Origin of the sequence: Stenotrophomonas maltophilia (assembly GCF_006970445.1) — a bacterium.
GTDB classification, from domain to species: Bacteria; Pseudomonadota; Gammaproteobacteria; order Xanthomonadales; family Xanthomonadaceae; genus Stenotrophomonas; species Stenotrophomonas maltophilia_AU.
Genome location: NZ_CP033877.1, coordinates 1,103,830 through 1,123,856, shown reverse-complemented (window position 1 = coordinate 1,123,856; position 20,027 = coordinate 1,103,830). Strand labels below are relative to the sequence as shown.

Below are 20,027 nucleotides of genomic sequence, written 5' to 3'. Positions count from 1 at the left end.
CCCCCACCATGCTGAAGATCGAAAACCTCCACGCCCGCATCGGCGACAAGGAAATCCTCAAGGGCCTGTCGCTGGATGTGAAGCCCGGCCAGGTGCACGCCATCATGGGCCCCAACGGCGCCGGCAAGTCCACCCTGGGCAATGTCCTGGCCGGCCGCGACGGCTACGAAGTGACCGAAGGCAGCGTGCAGTTCGACGGCCTCGACCTGCTGGAGCAGGACCCGGAAGCGCGCGCCGCTGCCGGCCTGTTCCTGGCGTTCCAGTACCCGGTGGAGATCCCGGGCGTGAACAACACCTACTTCCTGCGCGCGGCACTGAACGCCCAGCGCAAGGCACGCGGCGAGGAAGAACTCGATTCGATGCAGTTCCTCAAGCTGGTGCGCCAGAAGCTGGCCGTGCTGCACCTGAAGGACGAACTGCTGCACCGTGGCGTCAACGAAGGCTTCTCCGGTGGCGAGAAGAAGCGCAACGAGATCTTCCAGCTGGCCGTGCTGGAACCGAAGCTGGCGATCCTGGACGAGACCGACTCGGGCCTGGACATCGACGCGCTGAAGAGCGTTGCCGACGGCGTCAACGCGCTGCGCGGCGCCGACCGTTCGTTCCTGGTCATCACCCACTACCAGCGCCTGCTGGACTACATCAAGCCGGACGTGGTGCACGTGCTGGCCGATGGCCGCATCGTCAAGAGCGGCGGCCCGGAACTGGCACTGGAGCTGGAAGCGCACGGCTACGATTTCCTGAAGGACCGGGTCGTGCCCGAGGCGGCGGTCTGATGAGCGCCCTGCTCGACTCGATGGCCCAGGCCTTCTGCGGCAGCGATGCGCGCCGCGAAGTGCTGGATGCGGCCCTGCGCGACGGCCTGCCCGCCGCCCGCAACGAAGCCTGGAAGTACACCTCGCTGCGCCAGCTGGAACGCCGTGCGTTCGCTGCGGCACCGCTGCAGGGCCCGGCATTGGAGGCCGCGCTGCTGGACGACATCCCGGCGCCGCGCCTGGTGTTCGTCAACGGTCGCCTGGATGCCGCGCTGAGCGACGTGCAGGCCCTGCCGTCCGGCGTGCAGCTGCAGCCGCTGTCGGCCGCGCTGGCCGCCGGCGAAGACGCCGTGCGTTTCCTTGGCCGTCGCTACGAGCGCAGCGAAGAGATCTTCGCCCGCCTCAACGCTGCGCTGGCCGATGAGGGCGTGGTGCTGCGCGTGGATGAAGGCGTGCAGGTCGAAACGCCGCTGCAGCTGGTATTCACCAGCGTCGCCGGCGAAGCCGACCTGGCCTGGCACCACCGCCACCTGATCGAACTGCGTGCCGGCGCCAGCCTCGGCGTGGTCGAGCATCGCTTCAGCGTGGGTGACTCCGCCCATCTGGACAACACCGTGCTGCATGCCCACGTCGCCCGCGATGGCGTGCTCAAGCACGCCCGCGTCCAGGCCGGCAGCGCCCGCCAGACCAGCTTCCTGCGCACCGACGCGGTGCTGGCCCGCGACGCGCAGTACCACCGCGTCGACCTGGAACTGGGCGCCGCGCTCAGCCGCCATGAACTGAACGTGCGCCTGGAAGGCGACAATGCCCAGCTGACCGCCAACGGCGTGCTGCTTGGCAATGGCCGCCGCCACGTCGAAACCCGCTTGGGCATCGACCACATCGCACGCGATACCCGCTGCGAACTGCTGTGGCGTGGTGTCGCCGCCAACCGCAGCCGCGTGGTGTTCCATGGTGGCATCCAGATCCGCGAAGGCGCCGATGGCACCGACGCGAACCTGTCCAACAAGAACCTGCTGCTGTCGGCCGATGCCGAGATCGACACCCAGCCGACGCTGGTGATCGATGCCGATGAAGTGAAGGCCGCACACGGTGCGACCGTCGGCCAGCTCGACGCCAACGCGCTGTTCTACCTGCGCTCGCGTGGCCTGCCGCAGGCCCAGGCACAGGCGTTGCTGAGCGCCGCGTTCTGCCACGAGCCGCTGAAGATCCTGCCCGACGCGTTGCGTGCGCAGCTGGCACGTCGCCTGGACAAGGCCCTTGCCGAGGCGGGTGTGGCATGAACCTGTCCACGCCGCGCCCGATCGAAGAACGCACCGGCGCTCCCGACTGGGATCGCGTCCGCCTCGACTTCCCGCTGCTGATGCGTGAAGTGCACGGCAAGCCGCTGGTCTATTTCGACAATGCCAACACCGGCCAGAAGCCGGTGCAGGTGATCGGTGCGGTGGACGAGTTCTACCGCCGCTACAACGCCAACGTCAGCCGCGCGGTGCATGCACTGGGCAGCGAAGCCACCGACGCCTACGAAGGCGCACGCAACAAGCTGGCGCGCTTCCTCAACGTGCGCGCCAGCGACCTGGTGCTGTGCAGCGGCACCACCTTCGCCATCAACCTGGTGGCGTACTCGTGGGCGCTGCCGCGACTGAAAGCCGGCGACGTGATCCTGATCTCGCGCATGGAGCACCACGCCAACATCGTGCCGTGGCAGCTGGTGGCGCAACGTACCGGCGCCACCATCCGCGTGGCCGAGATCACCCCCGATGGTGCGCTGGACCTGGACGCGCTGCGCGCGGCGATGACCCCAGAGGTCAAGCTGCTGGCGGTCACCCATGTCTCCAACGTGCTGGGCACGGTCAATCCGGTGCGCGAGATCTGCCGTGAAGCGCGCAAGCGCGGCATCATCACCGTGGTCGATGGCTCGCAGGCAGTACCGCACCGCAAGGTCGACGTCGCCGCGATCGGCTGCGACTTCTACGCGATCACCGGCCACAAGATGTGTGGTCCGACCGGCACCGGCGCGCTGTGGGCGCGCCGCGAGCACCTGGACGCGATGCCGCCGTTCCTCGGCGGCGGCGAGATGATCAAGGAAGTCAGCTTCGACGGCACCGTGTTCAACGATGCTCCCCACAAGTTCGAAGCCGGTACCCCGAACATCGCCGGTTTCATCGGCCTGGGCGTGGCCGCCGACTACCTGCAGCAGCTTGGCCAGGAGAACGTGGAAGCCCGCGAAGCCGAACTGCTGGCGCATTTCACCGAGGAGCTGCGCCGCGTCGACGGCCTGCGCATCATCGGCGAAGCACCGGAGAAGGCGGCTGTGGTCTCGTTCCTGATCGACGGTGCGCATGCGCACGACCTGGCCACCCTGCTCGACCTGGAAGGCGTGGCCGTGCGATCGGGCCAGCACTGCGCACACCCGCTGCTGCAGTACTTCGGCGTCGCGGCCACCTGCCGTGCCTCGCTGGCGTTCTACAACACGCACGCCGAGATCGAGCGCTTCATGACCGCGCTGACCAAGGTGCGCAAGCTGCTGGGGTAAGACTCCCAGCGCAGCCGGAAGCAACGGAAACGCCGCGGGAAACCGCGGCGTTTTTCATGGCGTCGGCAAGGGCTGGATCGAAGACACGCAGAGCGCCGCAGGCCATTGCCCAAGGTGCCCCTTGCCATAAGGGAAAGCGGGCCGGCCCGCCGCTACGATTCCGGTGAGTTCAACCGCCTGCTCCGACGGCAGCGCCGTGACGGGAATTCCATTCACCCACACGCCCTCGGCCGCCCATGGGTCCTGCACCGGCGGCCCCGGGTGCAGCGCGGACATTTCAAAGCTCTCAACGTAGGCACCCCGTACGCGCACCAGTCTGCCGTGATAGCGCATGGGATCGGCCCGCAGCGCCTCCAGCGTCACTGGCAACGCACGGGACGCACTGAAACCCGGGCACCCCAAGCCGTTGGGCGCGATGCCACCGCCCTCCTCGCGCGCCGGCAGGCAAGCCAGAAGAGCCACAAGCAGGGCAGTTGCTGCCAGCGCGATTCCCTTCGATATGCCCACCCCTGCACTCCGCCTGGCATTTGATGAAGCGCGAGCATAGCGGTTGCCAGGACCGCCGAGGGCCCTCCCCCATTTGCGCCCGCCCACGCCCCACCTAGAATGGCCCCATGAGCACCCTGACCTTCCGCGCCGCGACGCCGGCCGACATCCCCGCCCTGATCGCCCTCGTCACCTCGGCCTACCGTGGCGACGCCAGCCGCGTCGGCTGGACCACCGAAGCCGACCTGCTGGATGGCGCCCGCATCGACGCCGAAGGCATCCAGGCCGACCTGGACCGCCCCCGCTCCACCATCCTGCTGGCCGAGCGCGAGGGCCTACTTGTGGCCTGCGCCCACGTTGCCGACGTTGAGGGCAAGGGCTACTTCGGCATGTTTTCGGTCGATCCGGCCCAGCAGGGCGGCGGCGTCGGCAAGCAGCTGATGGACGCCGCCGAAGCGCACGCCGCACGCGAATGGAACGTGCCGGTGATGCAGATGACGGTGATCGACGTGCGCGACGAACTGATCGCCTTCTACGAGCGTCGTGGCTACCAGCGCACCGGCATCAAGAAGCCGTTCCCGTATGGCGACGAACGTTTCGGCATCCCCAAGCGCGACGACCTGCGCTTCGAGGTCCTGGAAAAGCCGCTGGCCGGAGCCCCCGCGTGAGCGATACCTGGACCTTTGTCTGTGCCGGCACCGAGCTGCTGCCAGGTGAAATGAAGAGCGTGTTCGACGAAGTGACCGGCACGCCGATCGTGGTGTTCAACCTCGACGGCGAGCTGTACGCCCTGGAAGACCAGTGCACGCATGAAGAGTTCGAGCTGTCCTCGGGCGAGTTCAACACCACCGAGGGCAGCGTGGAGTGCGTGCTGCACGGCGCGCGCTTCGACGTGCGTGACGGCCGCGCCCTGTGCGCCCCGGCCTATACGCCGGTACCCAAGTTCCCGGTGAAGCGCGAACACGACGCCGTCTGGACCCGCGACGACCGCGATTGAGGCGGCGCTCGGCCTGCAGGGATCGCCCCAGGGCATCCCTGCCGAGGCGCATCCACCCAAAGGGTGGATCCACCAGAGCGTCCTGAGCGGCGCCCCAGGGCCCTTCCGGGCCATCCGGATCACCCGCCGGATTGCGCATATGCGAATCATTATCGTTGATGTTATTCTACGTAACATCTTCGTAACGATTCCGCCCCTGCGCCATGGCTTCGCCCGCGCCCACTGCCACGTTGTGCCAGCTCGCCCGCCAAGGGTGGCCGTTGGCCGTGGCCGTGCTGCTGACGCTGCTGCTGGGCTGGTCGGCCCTGCACGAAGGACGCGGCCACGGGCCTGCCACCCACGGCTGGCAGGCACACGCCGAAGATCTTCACCAGGCCATGCCGTTGCCGGCCCCGCCGGCGGACGAATGCCCGCAGCACGCCGCACCGGCACCGGAACCCCCGCTTGATGGCGAGGGCACCTCGCCCTGCACCGGCATGGCCCCCGCGCGCGCCACCCTTGTCGCGCATATCCCGCTGTGGCGCTCCGACGCGCTGCGCTGGCAGCTGCGCGATCCCGCACTGCGGTTGAACCCCGGCCACGCACCGCCCGCACCGCACGCCAGCTGAGGCGCCCTGCGGCCGTTGCCGTGTGCCTGATTGCGTTTCCTGCCAGCCGAGCATCGGCTCGGCTCTACAGAAGAAGCCCCCTACGTGTCGTCGCGCTGTCTGCGCTTCGGCCCTCGCCCTTTCCCGATCCCAGCCACTACCACCCAAGCCATGACCCACATCACGTCCCGCAAGCACGCCCCGCGCGTTTCCCTGCTCGCCACCGCCACCCTGGCCGCCGGCTTCGCGCCGCTGGCCGCGCAGGCTGCCGACAGCGCCGACGCTGCCTCCCGCAAGGCCACCGACCTGGACAAGGTCCAGGTACGCGGCAGCTGGTTCAATCCGTCCTCGCCGAAGTTCACCGCCGAGCTGCTGGACACCCCGAAGTCGGTGTCGATCGTCTCGGAGAAGCTGATCGCCGAAACCGGTGCGACCAACCTGCAGGATGCGCTGCGCATGGTGCCGGGCATCACCTTCGGTGCCGGCGAAGGCGGTAACCCGACCGGCGACCGCCCCTTCATCCGTGGCTTCGATTCGCAGAGCAACATCTTCGTCGACGGCCTGCGTGACGTCGGCTCGCAGACCCGCGAAATCTTCGACCTGGAACAGGTGGAAGTGGTCAAGGGCCCGAGCTCGGCCTACGGTGGCCGTGATTCCGGTGGTGGCAGCCTGAACCTGGTGAGCAAGACGCCGAAGCTGAAGAACGAGACCAGCGCCAGCATGGGCATCGGCACCGACAGCTACGCGCGCGGCACCGTGGATGCCAACTACGTGCTGGGCGATGGCATCGCCGCCCGCCTGAACCTGATGAAGCACGAGTCGGACATCCCCGGCCGTGACGCTGCCAATGTCAGCCGCTGGGGCATCGCACCGTCGATCGCGTTCGGCCTGAACGGCCCGGCGCAGCTGATCGCCAGCCACTACCACATGCAGAGCGATGACCTGCCGGACGCGGGTGGCTTCCCGTATGGCAACCCGAACGGTGCACCGGCTTCGAAGTGGGTAGACGGCCGCCCGATGGTGCCGGACCGCAACAACTACTACGGCCTGGTCGATCGTGACTTCCAGCGCACCCGTGCCGACATCAGCACCCTGGATGCCAGCTACGACTTCGGCGGCCACAAGCTGCGCAACATCGCGCGCCTGGGCAACACCAGCAATGATTACCTGTGGACCCAGCCGGATGACAGCCAGGGCAACCCGAACAACTACGGCACCTTGTGGCGCCGTACCAACGCCCGCGCCGTCGACGTCAAGAGCTTCGCCGACCAGCTGGGCCTGACCGGTGCCTTCCAGACCGGCGCGCTCAAGCACAGCTACAGCGCTGGCGTGGAATACAGCGACGAGAAGATGACCCGCGGCAGCTACCTGATCGCCCCGGGCACCAGCAACCCGCTGACCGGCAACAGCAAGTGCCCGACCACGGGCGCGGCCACCGGCTACAACTGCACCGACTTCGCCAACCCGAACCCGCGTGATCCGTGGGCGGCCACTCATTCGGTGTACCGCAGCGACAAGGCACTGGACGTCGAACAGCGCACCAAGACCAAGTCCGCTTATCTGTTCGACACCATCGAGCTCAACGCACAGTGGAGCTTCAACGTCGGCCTGCGCTACGACGACTACAGCACCACCCTGACCACTCCGGTGGCCGGTGCAGCCCCGACCCGCGTGCGCAATGACAACGACTTCCTGAACTACCAGGCTGGCGTCGTCTTCAAGCCGCTGGAGAACGGCAGCATCTACCTGTCGTGGGGCACCTCCTCGACCCCGCCGGGTATGGACGGTGGTGACGGTTCGGACGGCCTGAGCGCTGCCGTGGCCGACCTCAAGCCGCAGGACACCAAGAACCTCGAACTGGGCACCAAGTGGGACCTGTTCGACAAGCGCCTGAACCTGACCGCCGCGATCTTCCACACCGTGATGAACAACGCACGCGTGACCGTCGACAACGGCACCAGCCAGAACGCCGGCAAGAAGGAAATCAACGGTTTCGAGCTGGGCTTCACCGGCCAGCTGACCGACGCCTGGAGCCTGTACGGCGGCTACACCTACCTGGACTCGGAACTGAAGGACAACGGCTTTGTGTGCGCCGTGTCCGGCCGCACCTGCCCGTCCAACGTCTACGTGCCGTCGCCGTACAACGGCAACGTGTTCCCGAACACCGCCAAGCACAGCGCCAATCTGTGGACCACCTACCGCTTCCCGATCGGCCTGACCATCGGCGCCGGTGCGTTCTACTCGGACAAGCAGTACGGTGATGTCGCCAACACCAAGTGGATCCCGAGCTACACCCGCTTCGACGCGATGGCCAGCTACGCGATCCAGGACAACATCAGCCTGCAGCTCAACGTGCAGAACCTGACCGACAAGACCTACTTCACCAAGGCCTATGCCTCGCACTACGCGAGCATCGCCCCGGGTCGCTCGGCCACCCTGGCACTGAACGTGAAGTTCTGATGTAACTGCGCTCCACCACGGCGGCAGGCTCTCCTGCCGCCGTTTTTGTTTCCGGCGATACTCACCCCATGGTTACCCGCACTCCCATCGACAGCGACGCCCTGGCCGAGCTGCTGCAGCACGATCCGCAGGCCGCGTTCGCACGCGTGCGCGACGCCGCGCAGGCTGGACAGGTCGATGCACAACTGCTGCTCGCGCAGATGCACATGGAAGGCAAAGGCACCGCGCAGGACGCCTCGGCCGCGCTGCTCTGGTACGAAACCGCCGCCAACAACGGCGCGCCGATGGCGATGAACATGCTCGGCCGCTGCCATGAGCTGGGCCACGGCACCGCGGCCAACCCGACGCTGGCGGCCGTGTGGTACCGGCGCGCGGCCGACACCGGGCTGGACTGGGGCCTGTACAACCTGGCCAACCTGCTGGCCACCGGCCGCGGCGTGACACAGGACCGCGCGCAGGCACTGGCCCTGTACACCCGTGCCGCACACCTGGGCCATGCCAAATCGATGAACCTGCTGGCCCGCCACCTCGAAGACGGGCTGGATACCGCACCCGATCCGCAGGCAGCGCTGGTCTGGTACCAGCGCGCGGCCGAAGCCGGTGATTTCCGCGGCCAGGCCAACTACGCCTCGATCCTGCTGCAGGCCGGCCAGGTCGAGCAGGCCGTGCACTGGCTAAGGCTCGCACTGGCCCACGGCAGCCCGGCGTTCATGGCGCACATCGTGCCGGAACTGGCCGCGTCGCCGCATCCACAGGTGCGCGCCCTGGTCGCGCCGCCGTCCCTCTGAGGAGTCCCGCATGCTGCTGCACATCCCCGATATTCTCAGTGCCGACCAGGTGGCCGACTTCCGCCGCCGCCTCGACGCCGCCGACTGGACCGATGGCCGCGAAACCGTGGGGCATCTGGGCGCACAGGCCAAGCATAACCAGCAGCTGCCCGAGGCCTCGCCGCTGCGCCGCGAACTGGGCGAGATCATCCTCGTCGCGCTGGCCCGGCACCCGCTGTTCTTCAGCGCAGCGCTGCCGCTGAAGTACCTGCCGCCGCGCTTCAACCGCTACAGCGGGGGCGGCACCTATGGCTTCCACGTCGATGGTGCAGTGATGAACCTGGCCAACGGTGAGCAACTGCGCTCGGACATCTCCTGCACCCTGTTCCTGTCCGCGCCCGAGGAGTACGAAGGCGGCGAGCTGATCATCAGCGATACCTACGGCGAGCACGAGGTAAAGCTGCCGGCCGGCGACCTGATCGTGTATCCGTCCAGCAGCCTGCACCAGGTGCGGCCGGTCACCCGCGGCGCGCGCGTGGCTTCGTTCTTCTGGGTGCAGAGCATGATCCGCGACGATGTGCAGCGCCGCCTGCTGTGGGAAATGGATGGCTCGATCGAGCGCCTGCGGCAGACCGGCGGCGACGCCGAGGCGGTGCTGCAGCTGACCGGCGTGTACCACAACCTGCTGCGGCGCTGGAGCGAAGTCTGAACCCCGTCGGGTCGGCCTGCGACATTTTGGCAATCATTCTCATTTGCAACGGCTAACAGCTCTCATTACAATCACGCCCCGTTGATGCCGGCCGCTGCCGGCAGACCCTTGGGGACCCCCGCTTGCTGCGCCCGCTTCGCCCTCGTCCACTCATCCATCGCAAGATGGGCACCGCCATGCGCGGTCAGCGTCCTGCGCTGGCCAGCCTGCTGGCGTGGGTGGCGATGCTGGCCTTGCTGCTGGGCACCCTGCCGCTGCTGCCACAGGCCCACGCCGGAATGGCCGTGCAGATGCCACTGGAAGAACGTGGCGGCGAGGCGCCCCTGCAGGAAGAGGCACCAGCCAAGCTGCGCCGCTGCGCGTCCGCTCCGGTGAAGTCGGCCGAGAAGGCACGTCCGCCACTGCTGCTGGCCAGCCAATGGCTGCGCACTGAACTCGAACTCGTACCCGCCACGCCGGCCATGCCCGGCGTGCGCCCGGACTGGCCGCTGGCCGCTCCGGACACGCCCTGGGCCGATGCGCCCGGGCGTCGCCAGCAACGCGGCCAGGCGCCGCCGCTCGCCTGATCCACGGCCTGGCGTGACCGCCTGCGCGGTCGCGCCTGCGCGCCGCTGCCTGCTTCATCCCTGCCGCCCCTGACCGGGCCTTCCGTGCCTGCCGCGCCCTTCGCGCACGGCATCGCGCCACCCTGCATCCTTCGAGGTAACTGCCATGGCCCAGCGCCATCGTGTCCGTTCGTCCCTGTCCCGTACCCTGCTGACCAGCGCCGTGCTGGCGGCTTTCGCCAGCCCCGCCTTCGCCCACGGTGACGCCGCCGGCGCGCCGCAGACGCTGGACAAGGTGGTGGTCACTGCCTCCGGCTTCGAACAGAAGGTGATCGATGCCCCGGCCAGCATCAGCGTGGTCAGCCGCGAGGAACTGAGCAAGCGCCCGTATACCAGCCTGGTCGACGCGCTGCGCGACGTCGAAGGCATCGATGTCGGCCTGGAGGCCACCGACAAGAACGGCCGCGCCACCGTGTCGATGCGCGGCCTGCCATCCGAGTACACCCTGGTGCTGATCGACGGCCGTCGCCAGAGCAATGTCGGCCAGATCTACCCGAACAACTTCGGTGGCGGCCAGTTCGCCTATCTGCCGCCGCTGGAGGCGATCGAACGCATCGAAGTCGTGCGCGGGCCGATGTCCACACTGTACGGCTCGGACGCGATGGGCGGTGTCATCAACATCATCACCCGCCGCAACCAGGACAGCTGGCACGGCTCGGTCAGCCAGGGCTTCACCGTGCAGCAGGACGACCAGTTCGGCGATGCACGCACCACCGACCTCTACCTCAGCGGCCCACTGCTGAAGGACCGCCTCAGCCTGGCAGTACGCGGCAGTTACTATGACGCCAAGGCTTCCAACCCGGAATGGGATGCGTTGTCCCTGCCCGACGGCACCCTGTGGGAACGCAGCATCGGCTTCGGCGGTGGCGGCAAGTCGGTCGCCAACACCAACTGGAACAGCGGCGTACGGCTGGACTTCCGCATCAACGACGACCACGAACTGTGGCTGGACTATGACGTGTCGCGGCAGAAGTTCGACAACAGCGAAGGCCAGACCGGCACCCTCGACAGCCTGGCCAGCCTGTGGCGCGTCGGCAATGCGATCATTCCCAACCCTAACGGCAGCGGCACCGTCACCCGTCGCGTGGTGCAGCCGCGCGTGGGCTACACCGCCTACCAACGCTACGAGCGCGATCAGTTGTCGCTGACCCATCAGGGCCGCTACAGCTTCGGCACCTGGCAGACCTCGCTGACCCACAGCAAGAGCAGCAACCTCGGCCGCTCGCTGCCGCTGACCCTGGACGAGCGCGCCAACCTGCAGACACTGTGGAATGACGTCTGCCGCCGCACCGGTGCCGCCAACAACTGCGCGGCCGGCCGTGGCAATGCACTGACCGCCCTCAACCCGAGCGAGATGGCACGCCTGCAGGCATTCCTGCCGCGTCCGCTGCGCACCATGGAGCTGGAAGGCTACGTGCTCGACACCATGCTCGACCTGGACTTCGGCGCGCACAAGCTGACCGTGGGCGGCCAGTACAACGACACCGACATGGTCGACGGTGTGTTCGGCATGGACGGCGCCGGCTACCGCAGCAACGTCAAGCAGAAACACCGCATGTGGGCGCTGTTCGCCGAGGACAACTGGGCGCTGACCGATACCCTCACCGCCACCTTCGGCCTGCGCTACGACGACCACAACGTGTTCGGCAGCCATGTCAGTCCGCGTGGCTACCTGGTGTGGAACGCCAGCGACGCGTGGACCTTCAAGGGTGGCGTCAGCACCGGCTACAAGACCCCGCGACCGGACCAGCTGTTCCCGGGCATCACCGGCTTCGGTGGCCAGGGCGTGCTGCCACTGGTCGGTTCGCCGAACCTCAAGCCTGAAACCAGCACCAACTACGAGCTGGCTGCCTACTACGAAGGCCAGCGCTGGGGCTTCAACGTCACCGGCTTCTTCAACAAGTTCGAAGACAAGATCGCCAGCGGCGGCACCTTCCCGAACTGCGAAGTGGCCCGCGCCGGCAGCGGCTACTGCGTGGACATCGGCCCAGGCTGGGCGGCGCTGGGCTACAGCACCTTCACCCAGAGCGTGAACATCGACAAGGCCGAGACCCGCGGTGCCGAACTGGCCGCGCATGTCGACCTGCTCGACAGCCTGCAGCTGCGCGGCAACTACACCAGGACCAAGAGCGAGCAGACCAGCGGCGCGCAGAAGGGCCTGCCGATCAGCGGCACCATGCCGGCCAGGCACATGGCCAACGCCAGCCTCAACTGGCAGGTCAACGAAGCGATCAGCCTGTCGCTGATCGGCGAGGGCCGCTACGACCGCTACCGCGACACGCTGCTGGACGCCAACGGCGCCAGCCACACCCGCTACTACGAGGACTACACGATCTTCCATCTCGGTGGCAGCTGGAAGGCCACGCCATGGCTGACGGTGAACGCACGGGTCAACAACCTGTTCGACAAGGACTTCGTCTCGCAGTCGTGCCTGCTGATCAGCCAGAGCGAGTTCAACTGTGTGGACGACTATGCGACCAAGGACCAGCGCCGCAGCTACTGGATCTCGCTCAACGCGAAGTTCTGATCGCCGCGCACCGGCAGTGCCGGCCGCTGGCCGGCATTGCCCTGCCCCGACGGGTGCCGACCTTGGTCGGCACCGCTTCATCCACGCATGGCGTGGATCTACTGATCAGCGACGATGCCGGCCGCTGGGCAACGGCCGGCAATTCCCCCTCCAGGGATACAGAACGACACGCAATTGCGAGCTATTCTCATCAATGATGTAATGGGCAGTCTTCGTCCGCCTCGAACCGTGCCGTGAGCCGTCCTGCCTCCTCCACCGTGCAGCAGCAACAGAACCGTGGCTTCTGGCTGCGGACGCTGCACCAGTGGCACTGGATCAGCTCGGCGGTGTGCCTGATCGGCATGCTGCTGTTCGCGGTGACCGGCCTGACCCTCAACCATGCCGCGAAGATCGAGGCCAAGCCCGAGGTGCAGAACCAGCACCTGGAACTGCCGGCCGCGCTGCTGGGCCAACTGGGCACGCGCGAGGACGGCAACGCGCCGATTCCGCGCCCGGCCCGGCAATGGCTGGACACGCAGCTGGGCATCGCCATCGGCGGGCGCCCGGCCGAGTGGTCGGCCGAAGAGATCTACCTGTCGCTGCCGCGCCCCGGCGGCGACGCCTGGCTGAGCATCGATCGCGAGACCGGCGCGGTGGAGTACGAATCAACATCGCGCGGCGCGGTGTCCTACCTCAACGACCTGCACAAGGGCCGCAATGCCGGCCCGGCGTGGGGCTGGTTCCTGGACCTCTTCGCCGTGGCCTGCCTGGTGTTCTGCATCACCGGCCTGTTCCTGCTGCACCTGCATGCACGGCAGCGGCGCATGACCTGGCCGCTGGTCGGCCTCGGCCTGATGATTCCGCTGCTGATCGCCCTGCTGCTGATCCACTGACGTCCCCCATGAATTCCATCCGTTTCCCCGGAGCCGCCCCATGCGCGTCACCCTGACCATCGCCCTCAGCGGCCTGCTGGCCACCTCGCCGGCCTATGCCACCACCCTCGACATCAACGTCGAAGTGCCCAAGCTCAACGTGGCCGAGTACCACCGCCCGTACGTGGCAGTGTGGCTGGAAGGCGCCGACCAGAAGGTCGCGGCCAACCTGTCGGTCTGGTATCAGCAGACCAGCAACAGCGAAGGCCATGGCACCAAGTGGCTGCCCGACCTGCGCCAGTGGTGGCGCAAGAGCGGCCGCACCCTGCAAGTGCCGGTGGACGGCGTGACCGGCCCGACCCGCCCGGCCGGCAAGCACGCGCTGTCGTTCAACGACAAGCAGCCGGCACTGAAGCAGCTGGCCCCGGGCAACTACACCCTGGTGGTCGAAGCGGTGCGCGAAGTCGGTGGCCGTGAACTGCTGAAGATCCCCTTCACCTGGCCGGCCACCGCCGCGCAGAACGGCAAGGCGCAGGGCGCCACCGAACTCGGCCAGGTCACCCTCGCCGTCAAACCCTGAAAAGGGGACGGAGGGGATTAAGTCGTAATCCCCTTCTCCTTGCCGCATCACCCCGCATCCACTGGAGTCTTCCGCATGAAGCGCATGCTCGTCCTCGCCGCCGCCCTGGCCGCTGCCCTTCCCTTCTCCGCCCTGGCCCACAAGGCCTGGCTGCTGCCCTCGCAGACCGTGATCGCCGGCAACGCGCCGTGGATCACCGTCGACGGTGCGGTCTCCAACGACCTGTTCTACTTCAACCACGTGCCGCTGCGCCTGGAGTCGGTGGTGATCACCGCCCCGGATGGCAGCACCGTACAACCGCAGAACGCCGCCACCGGCAAGTACCGCAGCGTGTTCGACATCGAACTGAAGCAGCCCGGCACCTACCGCATTGCCTCGGTCAATGACGGCCTGTTCGCCACCTACGAGCAGAACGGCGAGCGCAAGCGCTGGCGCGGCAGCGTGGCTACCTTCGGTGAACTGCCGAAGGACGCGAAGAAGCTGGAAGTGAGCCAGTCGGTCGGCCGCGTGGAGACCTTCGTCACCAACGGTGCGCCGAACGACACCGCGCTGAAGCCGACCAACCGTGGCATCGAGCTGGTCGCCGTCGGCCACCCGAACGATCTGTTCGCCGGCGAGGAAGCCACCTTCCGCGTGCTGGTCGACGGCAAGCCGACCGCCGGGCTGGAGTTCGAGATCGTGCGTGGCGCCACCCGCTACCGCAACGCGCAGGACGAGCTGAAGGTCACCAGCGATGCCAAGGGTGAGATCAAGGTGACCTGGCCGGAAGCCGGCATGTACTGGCTGGAGACCGGCATCGAAGACAACAAGACCTCGGTGAAGCAGGCCGCGAAGCGCCGCCTGAGCTACGTCGCCACGCTGGAAGTGCTGCCGCAGTAATGTGGGCCGCGATGCCGGGCATTCCCCGGCATCGCCGCCGCAACGCATCACCATGACCGATTCCCTGCTCGACATCGCCCGCCTCGGTGGCACCACCATGGGCACCACCTGGAGCGTGTCGCTGGTCGCGCCACGCCAGCGCGACCTGCACCCGCTGCATGCCGGCATCCAGGCACGGCTGGACGACGTGGTCGCGCAGATGAGCACCTGGGAACCCGGCTCGGACCTGAGCCGCTACAACCGCGCTGACGCCGGCCAATGGTGCGTGCTGCCCGTCGAAACGCGCCGCGTCTTGGCCTGCGCACAGGCGATCGCCGCCGCCAGTGACGGCGCCTTCGACCCCACCCTCGGCCCCTTGGTGGCGCTGTGGGGTTTCGGAGCGCACGCCGGTGAGCGCCGCCAACCCGATGCCGACCTCCTGCAGGCCACGCGCGATCGCTGCGGCTGGCAGCGCCTGCAGTGGCAGGACGATGCGCTGCTGCAACCGGGCGGGCTGGAGCTGGACCTGTCGGCGATCGCCAAGGGCTTCGGTGTCGATCACGTGGCCGCCTGGTTGCGTGGTCAAGGCATTACTGCAGCGCTGATCGAAGTGGGTGGCGAACTGGCCGGCTACGGCCGCAAACCGGACGGCCAGCCGTGGCGCGTGCTGGTGGAGTCCGCACCGGAAGAGGATGCGCACACCGATACTCCGCCACGGGTGCTGGCACTGCAGGGCAAGGCGGTGGCCACCTCCGGCGATCGCTGGCACCAGTACCAGGCCGATGGCGAGGCCTACAGCCACAGTCTTGATCCACGTACGGGCAGCCCGGTGCGGCAGGTCGCCGCAGCGGTCACCGTGGTGGCCGACGATGCCATGCACGCCGATGCCTGGGCCACCGCACTGACCGTGCTGGGTCGCGAACAGGGCATGGCGCTGGCCGAACGCGAAAGCCTGGCTGCACGCTACCTGCAGCGTGCAGCAGACGGCCCGCGGGAATTCCTCAGTAGCGCCTTCCAGCGCCTGCTCGACGAGCAGGACGCATGAGCACTCGGCCGTCGCGCGCGTGGCTCGGCAACGCCCTGGTCCTGCTTCTGCTGGCGCTGATCAGCTGGGCGCTGCTGCGCTTGCACCTCGGTGAAGCCTGGTGGCAGGGCGCGCCACCGGCGCGGCAGTCGCAGATTGCGGGCATCGCCACGGCGCTGTACGCGCTGGCCTGTGCTGCACTGTGGTGGCGCGGGCGTCCGCGCGACGATGCCGCATCCGGTGACACCGCGCCAATCCTGCTGGTCTGGTCCAGCCAGACCGGCTTCGCCCGCGAACTCGCCGAGCGCAGCGCCGAGGCCCTGCGCGGCGCGGGCGTGCCAGTGCGCGTGCGTGGCCTGCATGAGGTGGATGGCGCGCTGCTGGCCGGCAGCCTGCGCGCACTGTTCATTGCCAGCACCACCGGCGAAGGCGATCCACCCGACCACGCCCTGCCGTTCCTGCGCGGCGTGATGGCCACGCCGCCTTCGCTGCAGCACCTGCACTACGGCGTGCTCGCACTGGGCGACCGCAGCTATGGCCACTTCTGCGGATTCGGCCACCAGCTTGACCAGTGGCTGCGCCAGCACGGTGCGCATCCGCTGTTCGATGCGATCGAGGTCGACAACGCCGATCCGGCAGCGCTGCGTCATTGGCAACAACTGCTGGGACAACTCGGCGGTGGCGCCAGTGAACTGCCTGACTGGAGCCCGGCCGAATACCAGCCGTGGACGCTGCTGCAACGCGAGCATCTGAACCCGGGCAGCCCTGGCGGCCCCGTGTATTGGTTGCGCCTGCAGCCACCGGCCGACGCAGATGCGCAGTGGCAGGCCGGCGACATCGCCGAGATCGGCCCGCAGCACGCATCGCACACCGTGCGTGCCTGGCTGGATGCACAACGCTTCGACGCGGATACCGTGCTGGATGACGGGCAGACGTTGCTGGCACGCGTCGCGCGCTCGCACCTGCCCTCATTGGTTCCCCCGGGTGATCTGCCTGCCTTGCTGGCGACCCTGCAACCGCTGCCGCATCGCGAGTATTCCATCGCCTCGGTCATGGCCGACGGTGCGGTTGAGCTGCTGCTGCGCCGCCAGCTGCGCGCTGACGGAACACCCGGCATCGGCAGCGGCTGGCTGTGCGACCACGCCGCACTTGGCGAACCGGTGCAGCTGCGCCTGCGCCGCAACGACAATTTCCACGGCGTCGCCGCCGATGTACCCCTGCTGCTGATCGGCAACGGCACCGGCATTGCCGGTCTGCGCGCGCACCTGCACGAACGTGCCCAGCGTGGCGCGCGTCGTACCTGGTTGCTGTTCGGTGAGCGCACCGCCGCGCACGACTTCCATTTCGGCGACGAGCTGCAGGCGATGCTGGAAGACGGCACGCTGGCACGGCTGGATGCAATATTCAGCCGCGATGGCGGTGCGCATCGCTATGTGCAGGACCGCCTGCTGGCCGAAGCGGCAACACTACGGCAATGGATCGATGAAGGCGCGACGATCCTGGTCTGCGGCAGCCTGCAGGGCATGGCCCCGGCGGTGGATGCAGTGATCGAGCAGGTGCTGGGTACTGCGGGCAAGGAAGCGCTGTTGCTGGCCGGTCGTTACCGGCGCGATGTGTATTGAGGTCGCCCCATCCACGCATGGCGTGGATCTACTGAACGGCGTGTCCAGGCAGGGTGGCAACCGCACTGCAAGTAGATCCACGCCATGCGTGGATAGTGCCGACCGGCGCCCAGGAATCATCCCGCCGCCGCACTCACCCGGATAGCCAACAACTCGCCCCCGCCCTGCAACGCGTGCCGCTGCCGTTCACCCGCTGACAGCCACGCGGTATCGCCGGCCTGCAGCGGCGGCAGGCCACTGTCGGCACCGAACTCGGCCTGACCGGCCAGCAGGTGCAACGCCCATGCAACGCCCGGCTCGCAGAAGAAGAACATCGCGCCCACCAGCGGCCGGTGCAGCAGTTCGGCCTGCAGCAGTTCGCGCTTCCACATCAGGTTGAAGTCGTGGGTGGTGCCATCGACCAGTTCGCCGTGCAGTGCTTCCTCACCCGCAAAGCGTACGCGTCCATGCGGCGGCAGGACTTCGGCCACGCGGCCATCGTCGAAGCGCAGGTGCACGCCATTGCCCTGCAGCAACACCAGTTCGCGCTCCACGCCGGGGAAGGCGGAGAACGCGGCGTCCTGTTCGATCTCGGCCACCGACAGGCGCAGCGCCCAGTCATCACCCTGTACGGGCAGGCGCAGGATCTCGCGGGTCCAGCCCAGGCCGTTGCGCCAGCGTTCGCGGCGATAGTCCAGGTGGGAGATCACCTGGCTCGGAGTGTGCAACAGAGAGTCGACGTTCATCGGCGCATTGCATCACGCCGCGCGCCGTCGTGCATCACCGCGTGGCGAGCGTACCCTGGCCACCACATTCGCCGCCCAGCAGCTGCGAGTGCTTCAGCCAGTCCTGGTCCGGGTAATAGGCGAACACCATCGTGCCGCCACGCAACGCATCGATCAGCGGCTTGGCCACCGACAGCCGCACCGCCGGGCAACCCAGGCTGCGGCCCAGCCGCCCCTGCAGCTGCGCGGTAGCCGGGTTCACGTACGGCGCACCGTGGATGACGATCGCGCGTTCGCGCGCACGGTCGTTGAAGCCGGGCTCCAGCCCGGCCAGGCGCAGCGAGTAACCGTTACCGCCCATGTAGGTCTCCTGCGCGGTGAACGCGCCGAGACTGGACATGAAACTGCCATCGCGATTGGAGAAGTGTTCGGTGCGGTTCTCGCCGCTGTTGCGGCCATGCGCCACCCATTCCTCGAACAGCAGGCGCTGGTGGGCCAGGTCGAACACCCAAAGACGCGGCTCGGTGGACGGCCGCGAATAATCGATCACGCTGAGCCGATCACCGTTGATGCCCAGCTCCGGCCGCTGCAGTGCACAGCGCATGGCGTGCGCCGCCAGCTGCAACACGTGGCGATCGGCCTTGGGCGCACTGCGCGACAGCAAGGCAGCCAGATCATCGGCGCTGGTGGCAAGGGCGGGCGTCTGTGCCAGCGCCGGGGCGCTGGCCGAGGTCGCCAGCAGGCCGAACGCGGCCAGCCGGCACAGGCGGGATGCAGTCATGGGCACAACAGGGGGACTCAGTTGCCCTTGAGGGTGGACCCTGGCGGCTCGGATTCCAAGACCGGTTGCATTCCGGATTCAGCCGGGCTTGGGCGGACCGCCGGCAACGAGGTCACCAGCAGGGTCGTGCCCGGCACCAGCACCTGGTACAGCTGGCGGGCGAAATCGGCCGGCAGCGCCATCGGCAGCGAAGGCGTGGCCAGCAGATCCGGCGTGGCCTGGGCACGGTCCTGGCCCAGCAGCGGATAGGCCGTCCACTGGTGCAGGCGCTGGTTCACGTCCAGCGGGCTGGGGGTATTGCTGTAACCCTGCCCCATCACGAACAGCGTGGTGCCCTGGAAGGCCGGCAGGGCGTCGGCCTTCAGCGGCGACTCGCCGATCATCACGCCATCGCGCAGCACGTACAGGCGCTGGTCGTGCAGGCTGACCAGGATGCCGACCTGCCCGGCCGGTGCCGCAGCGTCATCCCACCAGGCCTGTGCCGGGACTCCGCCCTCCGTCTCCGGCAGGGCCTGGCCGCGCGCGTTCACCGGCGCCAGCACCGACGGATAGGCCAGGGTCATCGGCGAGCTCTTGGCGTCGGCCACGACCACGGTATCGCCGCGCTGGGTTTCGCTGAACAGCTTCTGCGCGAAGGCCTGTGGCAGGCGCACGCAGCCATGCGAGGCCGGATGCCCGGGCAGGCTGCCGCCATGCAGGGCGATGCCGTCCCAGGTCAGCCGCTGCATGTACGGCATCGGCGCGCTGTTGTAGAGATTGGACTTGTGGTCCTTGTCCTTCTGCAGGATGGTGAAGACGCCAGTTGGTGTTTCGTGCCCGGCCTTGCCCGAGCTGATCGTGGTCAGGCCGATGGCAATGCCGTTGCGGTAGACATAGGCCCGCTGCTCATCGAGGCTGACCACCAGCACGATCGGGCCGGTCGGCGAAATTTCCGGATGCCACAGATATTCGCCAGGCTTGAGGTCGGTCGGCCCACGCACGTCGGCGGTGGTGGCAGCCGCAGCCGAGGGTTTGGCTGCCGTCGTCGGCGCAGCCGCATGGGCCATCAGCGGCAGCGCGAGTGCAAGGGCAAGGGCAAGGGCAAGCATCAGGGTCGTAGGGCGGTGCGGAAGCATCCAGCGGGGTCCTTTCCATGCGGAGCGGCCACCGTACACCATCGGCCCGTGGTGGCCGCGGCAAAA

20 protein-coding genes are annotated in these 20,027 nt (G+C 67.8%); 16 read left to right on the top strand and 4 right to left on the bottom strand.

Translation table 11 applies throughout. The features are described 5' to 3' along the window. Positions 1-8: 8 nt before the first annotated feature. From sufC to EGM71_RS05165, 3 genes are read left to right on the top strand one after another with little or no spacing between them, the layout of a single operon-like run. The gene (gene sufC, locus EGM71_RS05175; protein ID WP_188488211.1) at positions 9-773 is read left to right on the top strand and encodes a Fe-S cluster assembly ATPase SufC; all 765 of its coding nucleotides are present in this window, start codon (positions 9-11) and stop codon (positions 771-773) included. After that, positions 773-2,035 carry a Fe-S cluster assembly protein SufD gene (sufD, locus tag EGM71_RS05170; RefSeq protein ID WP_188488209.1) on the top strand — a complete coding sequence of 421 codons (1,263 nt, stop codon included), beginning with the start codon at positions 773-775 and terminating at the stop codon, positions 2,033-2,035. The genes sufC and sufD overlap by 1 nt, the downstream gene beginning before the upstream one ends. Further along, the gene (locus EGM71_RS05165) at positions 2,032-3,288 is read left to right on the top strand and encodes a cysteine desulfurase (RefSeq protein WP_188488207.1); all 1,257 of its coding nucleotides are present in this window, start codon (positions 2,032-2,034) and stop codon (positions 3,286-3,288) included. Before sufD ends, EGM71_RS05165 begins: the two co-directional genes overlap by 4 nt. Before the next feature lie 54 nt (positions 3,289-3,342). Here EGM71_RS05165 and EGM71_RS05160 read toward each other — a convergent pair whose 3' ends face one another. Further along, the gene (locus EGM71_RS05160; protein WP_188488205.1) at positions 3,343-3,795 is read right to left on the bottom strand and encodes a hypothetical protein; all 453 of its coding nucleotides are present in this window, start codon (positions 3,793-3,795) and stop codon (positions 3,343-3,345) included. Positions 3,796-3,902: 107 nt separating this feature from the next. Between EGM71_RS05160 and EGM71_RS05155 the strand changes: the two genes are divergently transcribed. The 13 genes from EGM71_RS05155 to EGM71_RS05095 all read left to right on the top strand — a co-directional run bounded on the left by EGM71_RS05155 (position 3,903) and on the right by EGM71_RS05095 (position 17,361). Further along, on the top strand, positions 3,903-4,442 hold the full coding sequence (locus EGM71_RS05155; protein WP_188488203.1) for a GNAT family N-acetyltransferase: 540 nt from the start codon (positions 3,903-3,905) through the stop codon (positions 4,440-4,442). Beyond that, complete coding sequence (locus tag EGM71_RS05150; RefSeq protein WP_188488201.1) at positions 4,439-4,771, top strand: non-heme iron oxygenase ferredoxin subunit; 333 nt, start codon at positions 4,439-4,441, stop codon at positions 4,769-4,771. The genes EGM71_RS05155 and EGM71_RS05150 overlap by 4 nt, the downstream gene beginning before the upstream one ends. Positions 4,772-4,974: 203 nt before the next feature. Continuing rightward, the gene (locus EGM71_RS05145) at positions 4,975-5,379 is read left to right on the top strand and encodes a hypothetical protein (protein ID WP_188488199.1); all 405 of its coding nucleotides are present in this window, start codon (positions 4,975-4,977) and stop codon (positions 5,377-5,379) included. Between the two features lie 150 nt (positions 5,380-5,529). Further along, on the top strand, positions 5,530-7,818 hold the full coding sequence (locus EGM71_RS05140) for a TonB-dependent receptor (protein WP_188488197.1): 2,289 nt from the start codon (positions 5,530-5,532) through the stop codon (positions 7,816-7,818). A gap of 68 nt (positions 7,819-7,886) precedes the next feature. Beyond that, positions 7,887-8,606 (top strand): tetratricopeptide repeat protein, encoded by a 720-nt coding sequence (locus EGM71_RS05135; RefSeq protein WP_188488195.1) that lies wholly within the window; start codon positions 7,887-7,889, stop codon positions 8,604-8,606. A 10-nt stretch (positions 8,607-8,616) separates the two neighbouring features. After that, the gene (locus EGM71_RS05130) at positions 8,617-9,294 is read left to right on the top strand and encodes a Fe2+-dependent dioxygenase (protein ID WP_088024939.1); all 678 of its coding nucleotides are present in this window, start codon (positions 8,617-8,619) and stop codon (positions 9,292-9,294) included. Positions 9,295-9,458: 164 nt separating this feature from the next. After that, the gene (locus tag EGM71_RS05125; protein ID WP_014036270.1) at positions 9,459-9,860 is read left to right on the top strand and encodes a hypothetical protein; all 402 of its coding nucleotides are present in this window, start codon (positions 9,459-9,461) and stop codon (positions 9,858-9,860) included. 145 nt (positions 9,861-10,005) lie between these two features. Continuing rightward, positions 10,006-12,426, top strand: coding sequence for a TonB-dependent receptor domain-containing protein (locus EGM71_RS05120; RefSeq protein ID WP_188488193.1), 2,421 nt, complete (start codon positions 10,006-10,008; stop codon positions 12,424-12,426). Between the two features lie 233 nt (positions 12,427-12,659). Then, a complete protein-coding gene (locus tag EGM71_RS05115; RefSeq protein WP_032129249.1) occupies positions 12,660-13,298 on the top strand; it encodes a PepSY-associated TM helix domain-containing protein in 639 nt (212 codons plus the stop codon). 40 nt (positions 13,299-13,338) lie between these two features. Next, entirely contained in the window at positions 13,339-13,857 is a 519-nt protein-coding gene (locus EGM71_RS05110) for a DUF2271 domain-containing protein (protein WP_004147429.1), read from the top strand. A 75-nt stretch (positions 13,858-13,932) separates the two neighbouring features. Continuing rightward, positions 13,933-14,736, top strand: a complete 804-nt coding sequence (locus tag EGM71_RS05105; RefSeq protein ID WP_188488191.1) for a DUF4198 domain-containing protein — start codon at positions 13,933-13,935, stop codon at positions 14,734-14,736. Between the two features lie 52 nt (positions 14,737-14,788). Further along, complete coding sequence (locus EGM71_RS05100; protein WP_188488189.1) at positions 14,789-15,760, top strand: FAD:protein FMN transferase; 972 nt, start codon at positions 14,789-14,791, stop codon at positions 15,758-15,760. Continuing rightward, positions 15,757-17,361, top strand: a complete 1,605-nt coding sequence (locus EGM71_RS05095) for a sulfite reductase subunit alpha (protein WP_188488187.1) — start codon at positions 15,757-15,759, stop codon at positions 17,359-17,361. The genes EGM71_RS05100 and EGM71_RS05095 overlap by 4 nt, the downstream gene beginning before the upstream one ends. A 116-nt stretch (positions 17,362-17,477) precedes the next feature. On the opposite strand, the gene EGM71_RS05090 is transcribed toward EGM71_RS05095, so the two are convergent. The 3 genes from EGM71_RS05090 to EGM71_RS05080 are packed head-to-tail and all read right to left on the bottom strand — an operon-like array spanning position 17,478 to position 19,961. Next, entirely contained in the window at positions 17,478-18,086 is a 609-nt protein-coding gene (locus tag EGM71_RS05090; protein WP_188488186.1) for a HutD/Ves family protein, read from the bottom strand. Between the two features lie 34 nt (positions 18,087-18,120). Beyond that, positions 18,121-18,846 carry a murein L,D-transpeptidase catalytic domain family protein gene (locus EGM71_RS05085; RefSeq protein WP_004147404.1) on the bottom strand — a complete coding sequence of 242 codons (726 nt, stop codon included), beginning with the start codon at positions 18,844-18,846 and terminating at the stop codon, positions 18,121-18,123. Between the two features lie 17 nt (positions 18,847-18,863). Beyond that, the gene (locus EGM71_RS05080; protein ID WP_188488184.1) at positions 18,864-19,961 is read right to left on the bottom strand and encodes a L,D-transpeptidase; all 1,098 of its coding nucleotides are present in this window, start codon (positions 19,959-19,961) and stop codon (positions 18,864-18,866) included. Positions 19,962-20,027 lie beyond the last annotated feature (66 nt).

Excerpts from the sequence above, each read along its gene's own strand:
- sufC (WP_188488211.1), top strand. The coding sequence starts at position 9 with ATGCTGAAGATCGAAAACCTCCACGCCCGCATCGGCGACAAGGAAATC.
- sufD (WP_188488209.1), top strand. The coding sequence starts at position 773 with ATGAGCGCCCTGCTCGACTCGATGGCCCAGGCCTTCTGCGGCAGCGAT.
- EGM71_RS05165 (WP_188488207.1), top strand. The coding sequence starts at position 2,032 with ATGAACCTGTCCACGCCGCGCCCGATCGAAGAACGCACCGGCGCTCCC.
- EGM71_RS05155 (WP_188488203.1), top strand. The coding sequence starts at position 3,903 with ATGAGCACCCTGACCTTCCGCGCCGCGACGCCGGCCGACATCCCCGCC.
- EGM71_RS05145 (WP_188488199.1), top strand. The coding sequence starts at position 4,975 with ATGGCTTCGCCCGCGCCCACTGCCACGTTGTGCCAGCTCGCCCGCCAA.
- EGM71_RS05140 (WP_188488197.1), top strand. The coding sequence starts at position 5,530 with ATGACCCACATCACGTCCCGCAAGCACGCCCCGCGCGTTTCCCTGCTC.
- EGM71_RS05135 (WP_188488195.1), top strand. The coding sequence starts at position 7,887 with ATGGTTACCCGCACTCCCATCGACAGCGACGCCCTGGCCGAGCTGCTG.
- EGM71_RS05130 (WP_088024939.1), top strand. The coding sequence starts at position 8,617 with ATGCTGCTGCACATCCCCGATATTCTCAGTGCCGACCAGGTGGCCGAC.
- EGM71_RS05125 (WP_014036270.1), top strand. The coding sequence starts at position 9,459 with ATGGGCACCGCCATGCGCGGTCAGCGTCCTGCGCTGGCCAGCCTGCTG.
- EGM71_RS05120 (WP_188488193.1), top strand. The coding sequence starts at position 10,006 with ATGGCCCAGCGCCATCGTGTCCGTTCGTCCCTGTCCCGTACCCTGCTG.
- EGM71_RS05110 (WP_004147429.1), top strand. The coding sequence starts at position 13,339 with ATGCGCGTCACCCTGACCATCGCCCTCAGCGGCCTGCTGGCCACCTCG.
- EGM71_RS05105 (WP_188488191.1), top strand. The coding sequence starts at position 13,933 with ATGAAGCGCATGCTCGTCCTCGCCGCCGCCCTGGCCGCTGCCCTTCCC.
- EGM71_RS05100 (WP_188488189.1), top strand. The coding sequence starts at position 14,789 with ATGACCGATTCCCTGCTCGACATCGCCCGCCTCGGTGGCACCACCATG.
- EGM71_RS05095 (WP_188488187.1), top strand. The coding sequence starts at position 15,757 with ATGAGCACTCGGCCGTCGCGCGCGTGGCTCGGCAACGCCCTGGTCCTG.
- EGM71_RS05090 (WP_188488186.1), bottom strand. The coding sequence starts at position 18,086 with ATGAACGTCGACTCTCTGTTGCACACTCCGAGCCAGGTGATCTCCCAC.
- EGM71_RS05085 (WP_004147404.1), bottom strand. The coding sequence starts at position 18,846 with ATGACTGCATCCCGCCTGTGCCGGCTGGCCGCGTTCGGCCTGCTGGCG.
- EGM71_RS05080 (WP_188488184.1), bottom strand. The coding sequence starts at position 19,961 with ATGCTTCCGCACCGCCCTACGACCCTGATGCTTGCCCTTGCCCTTGCC.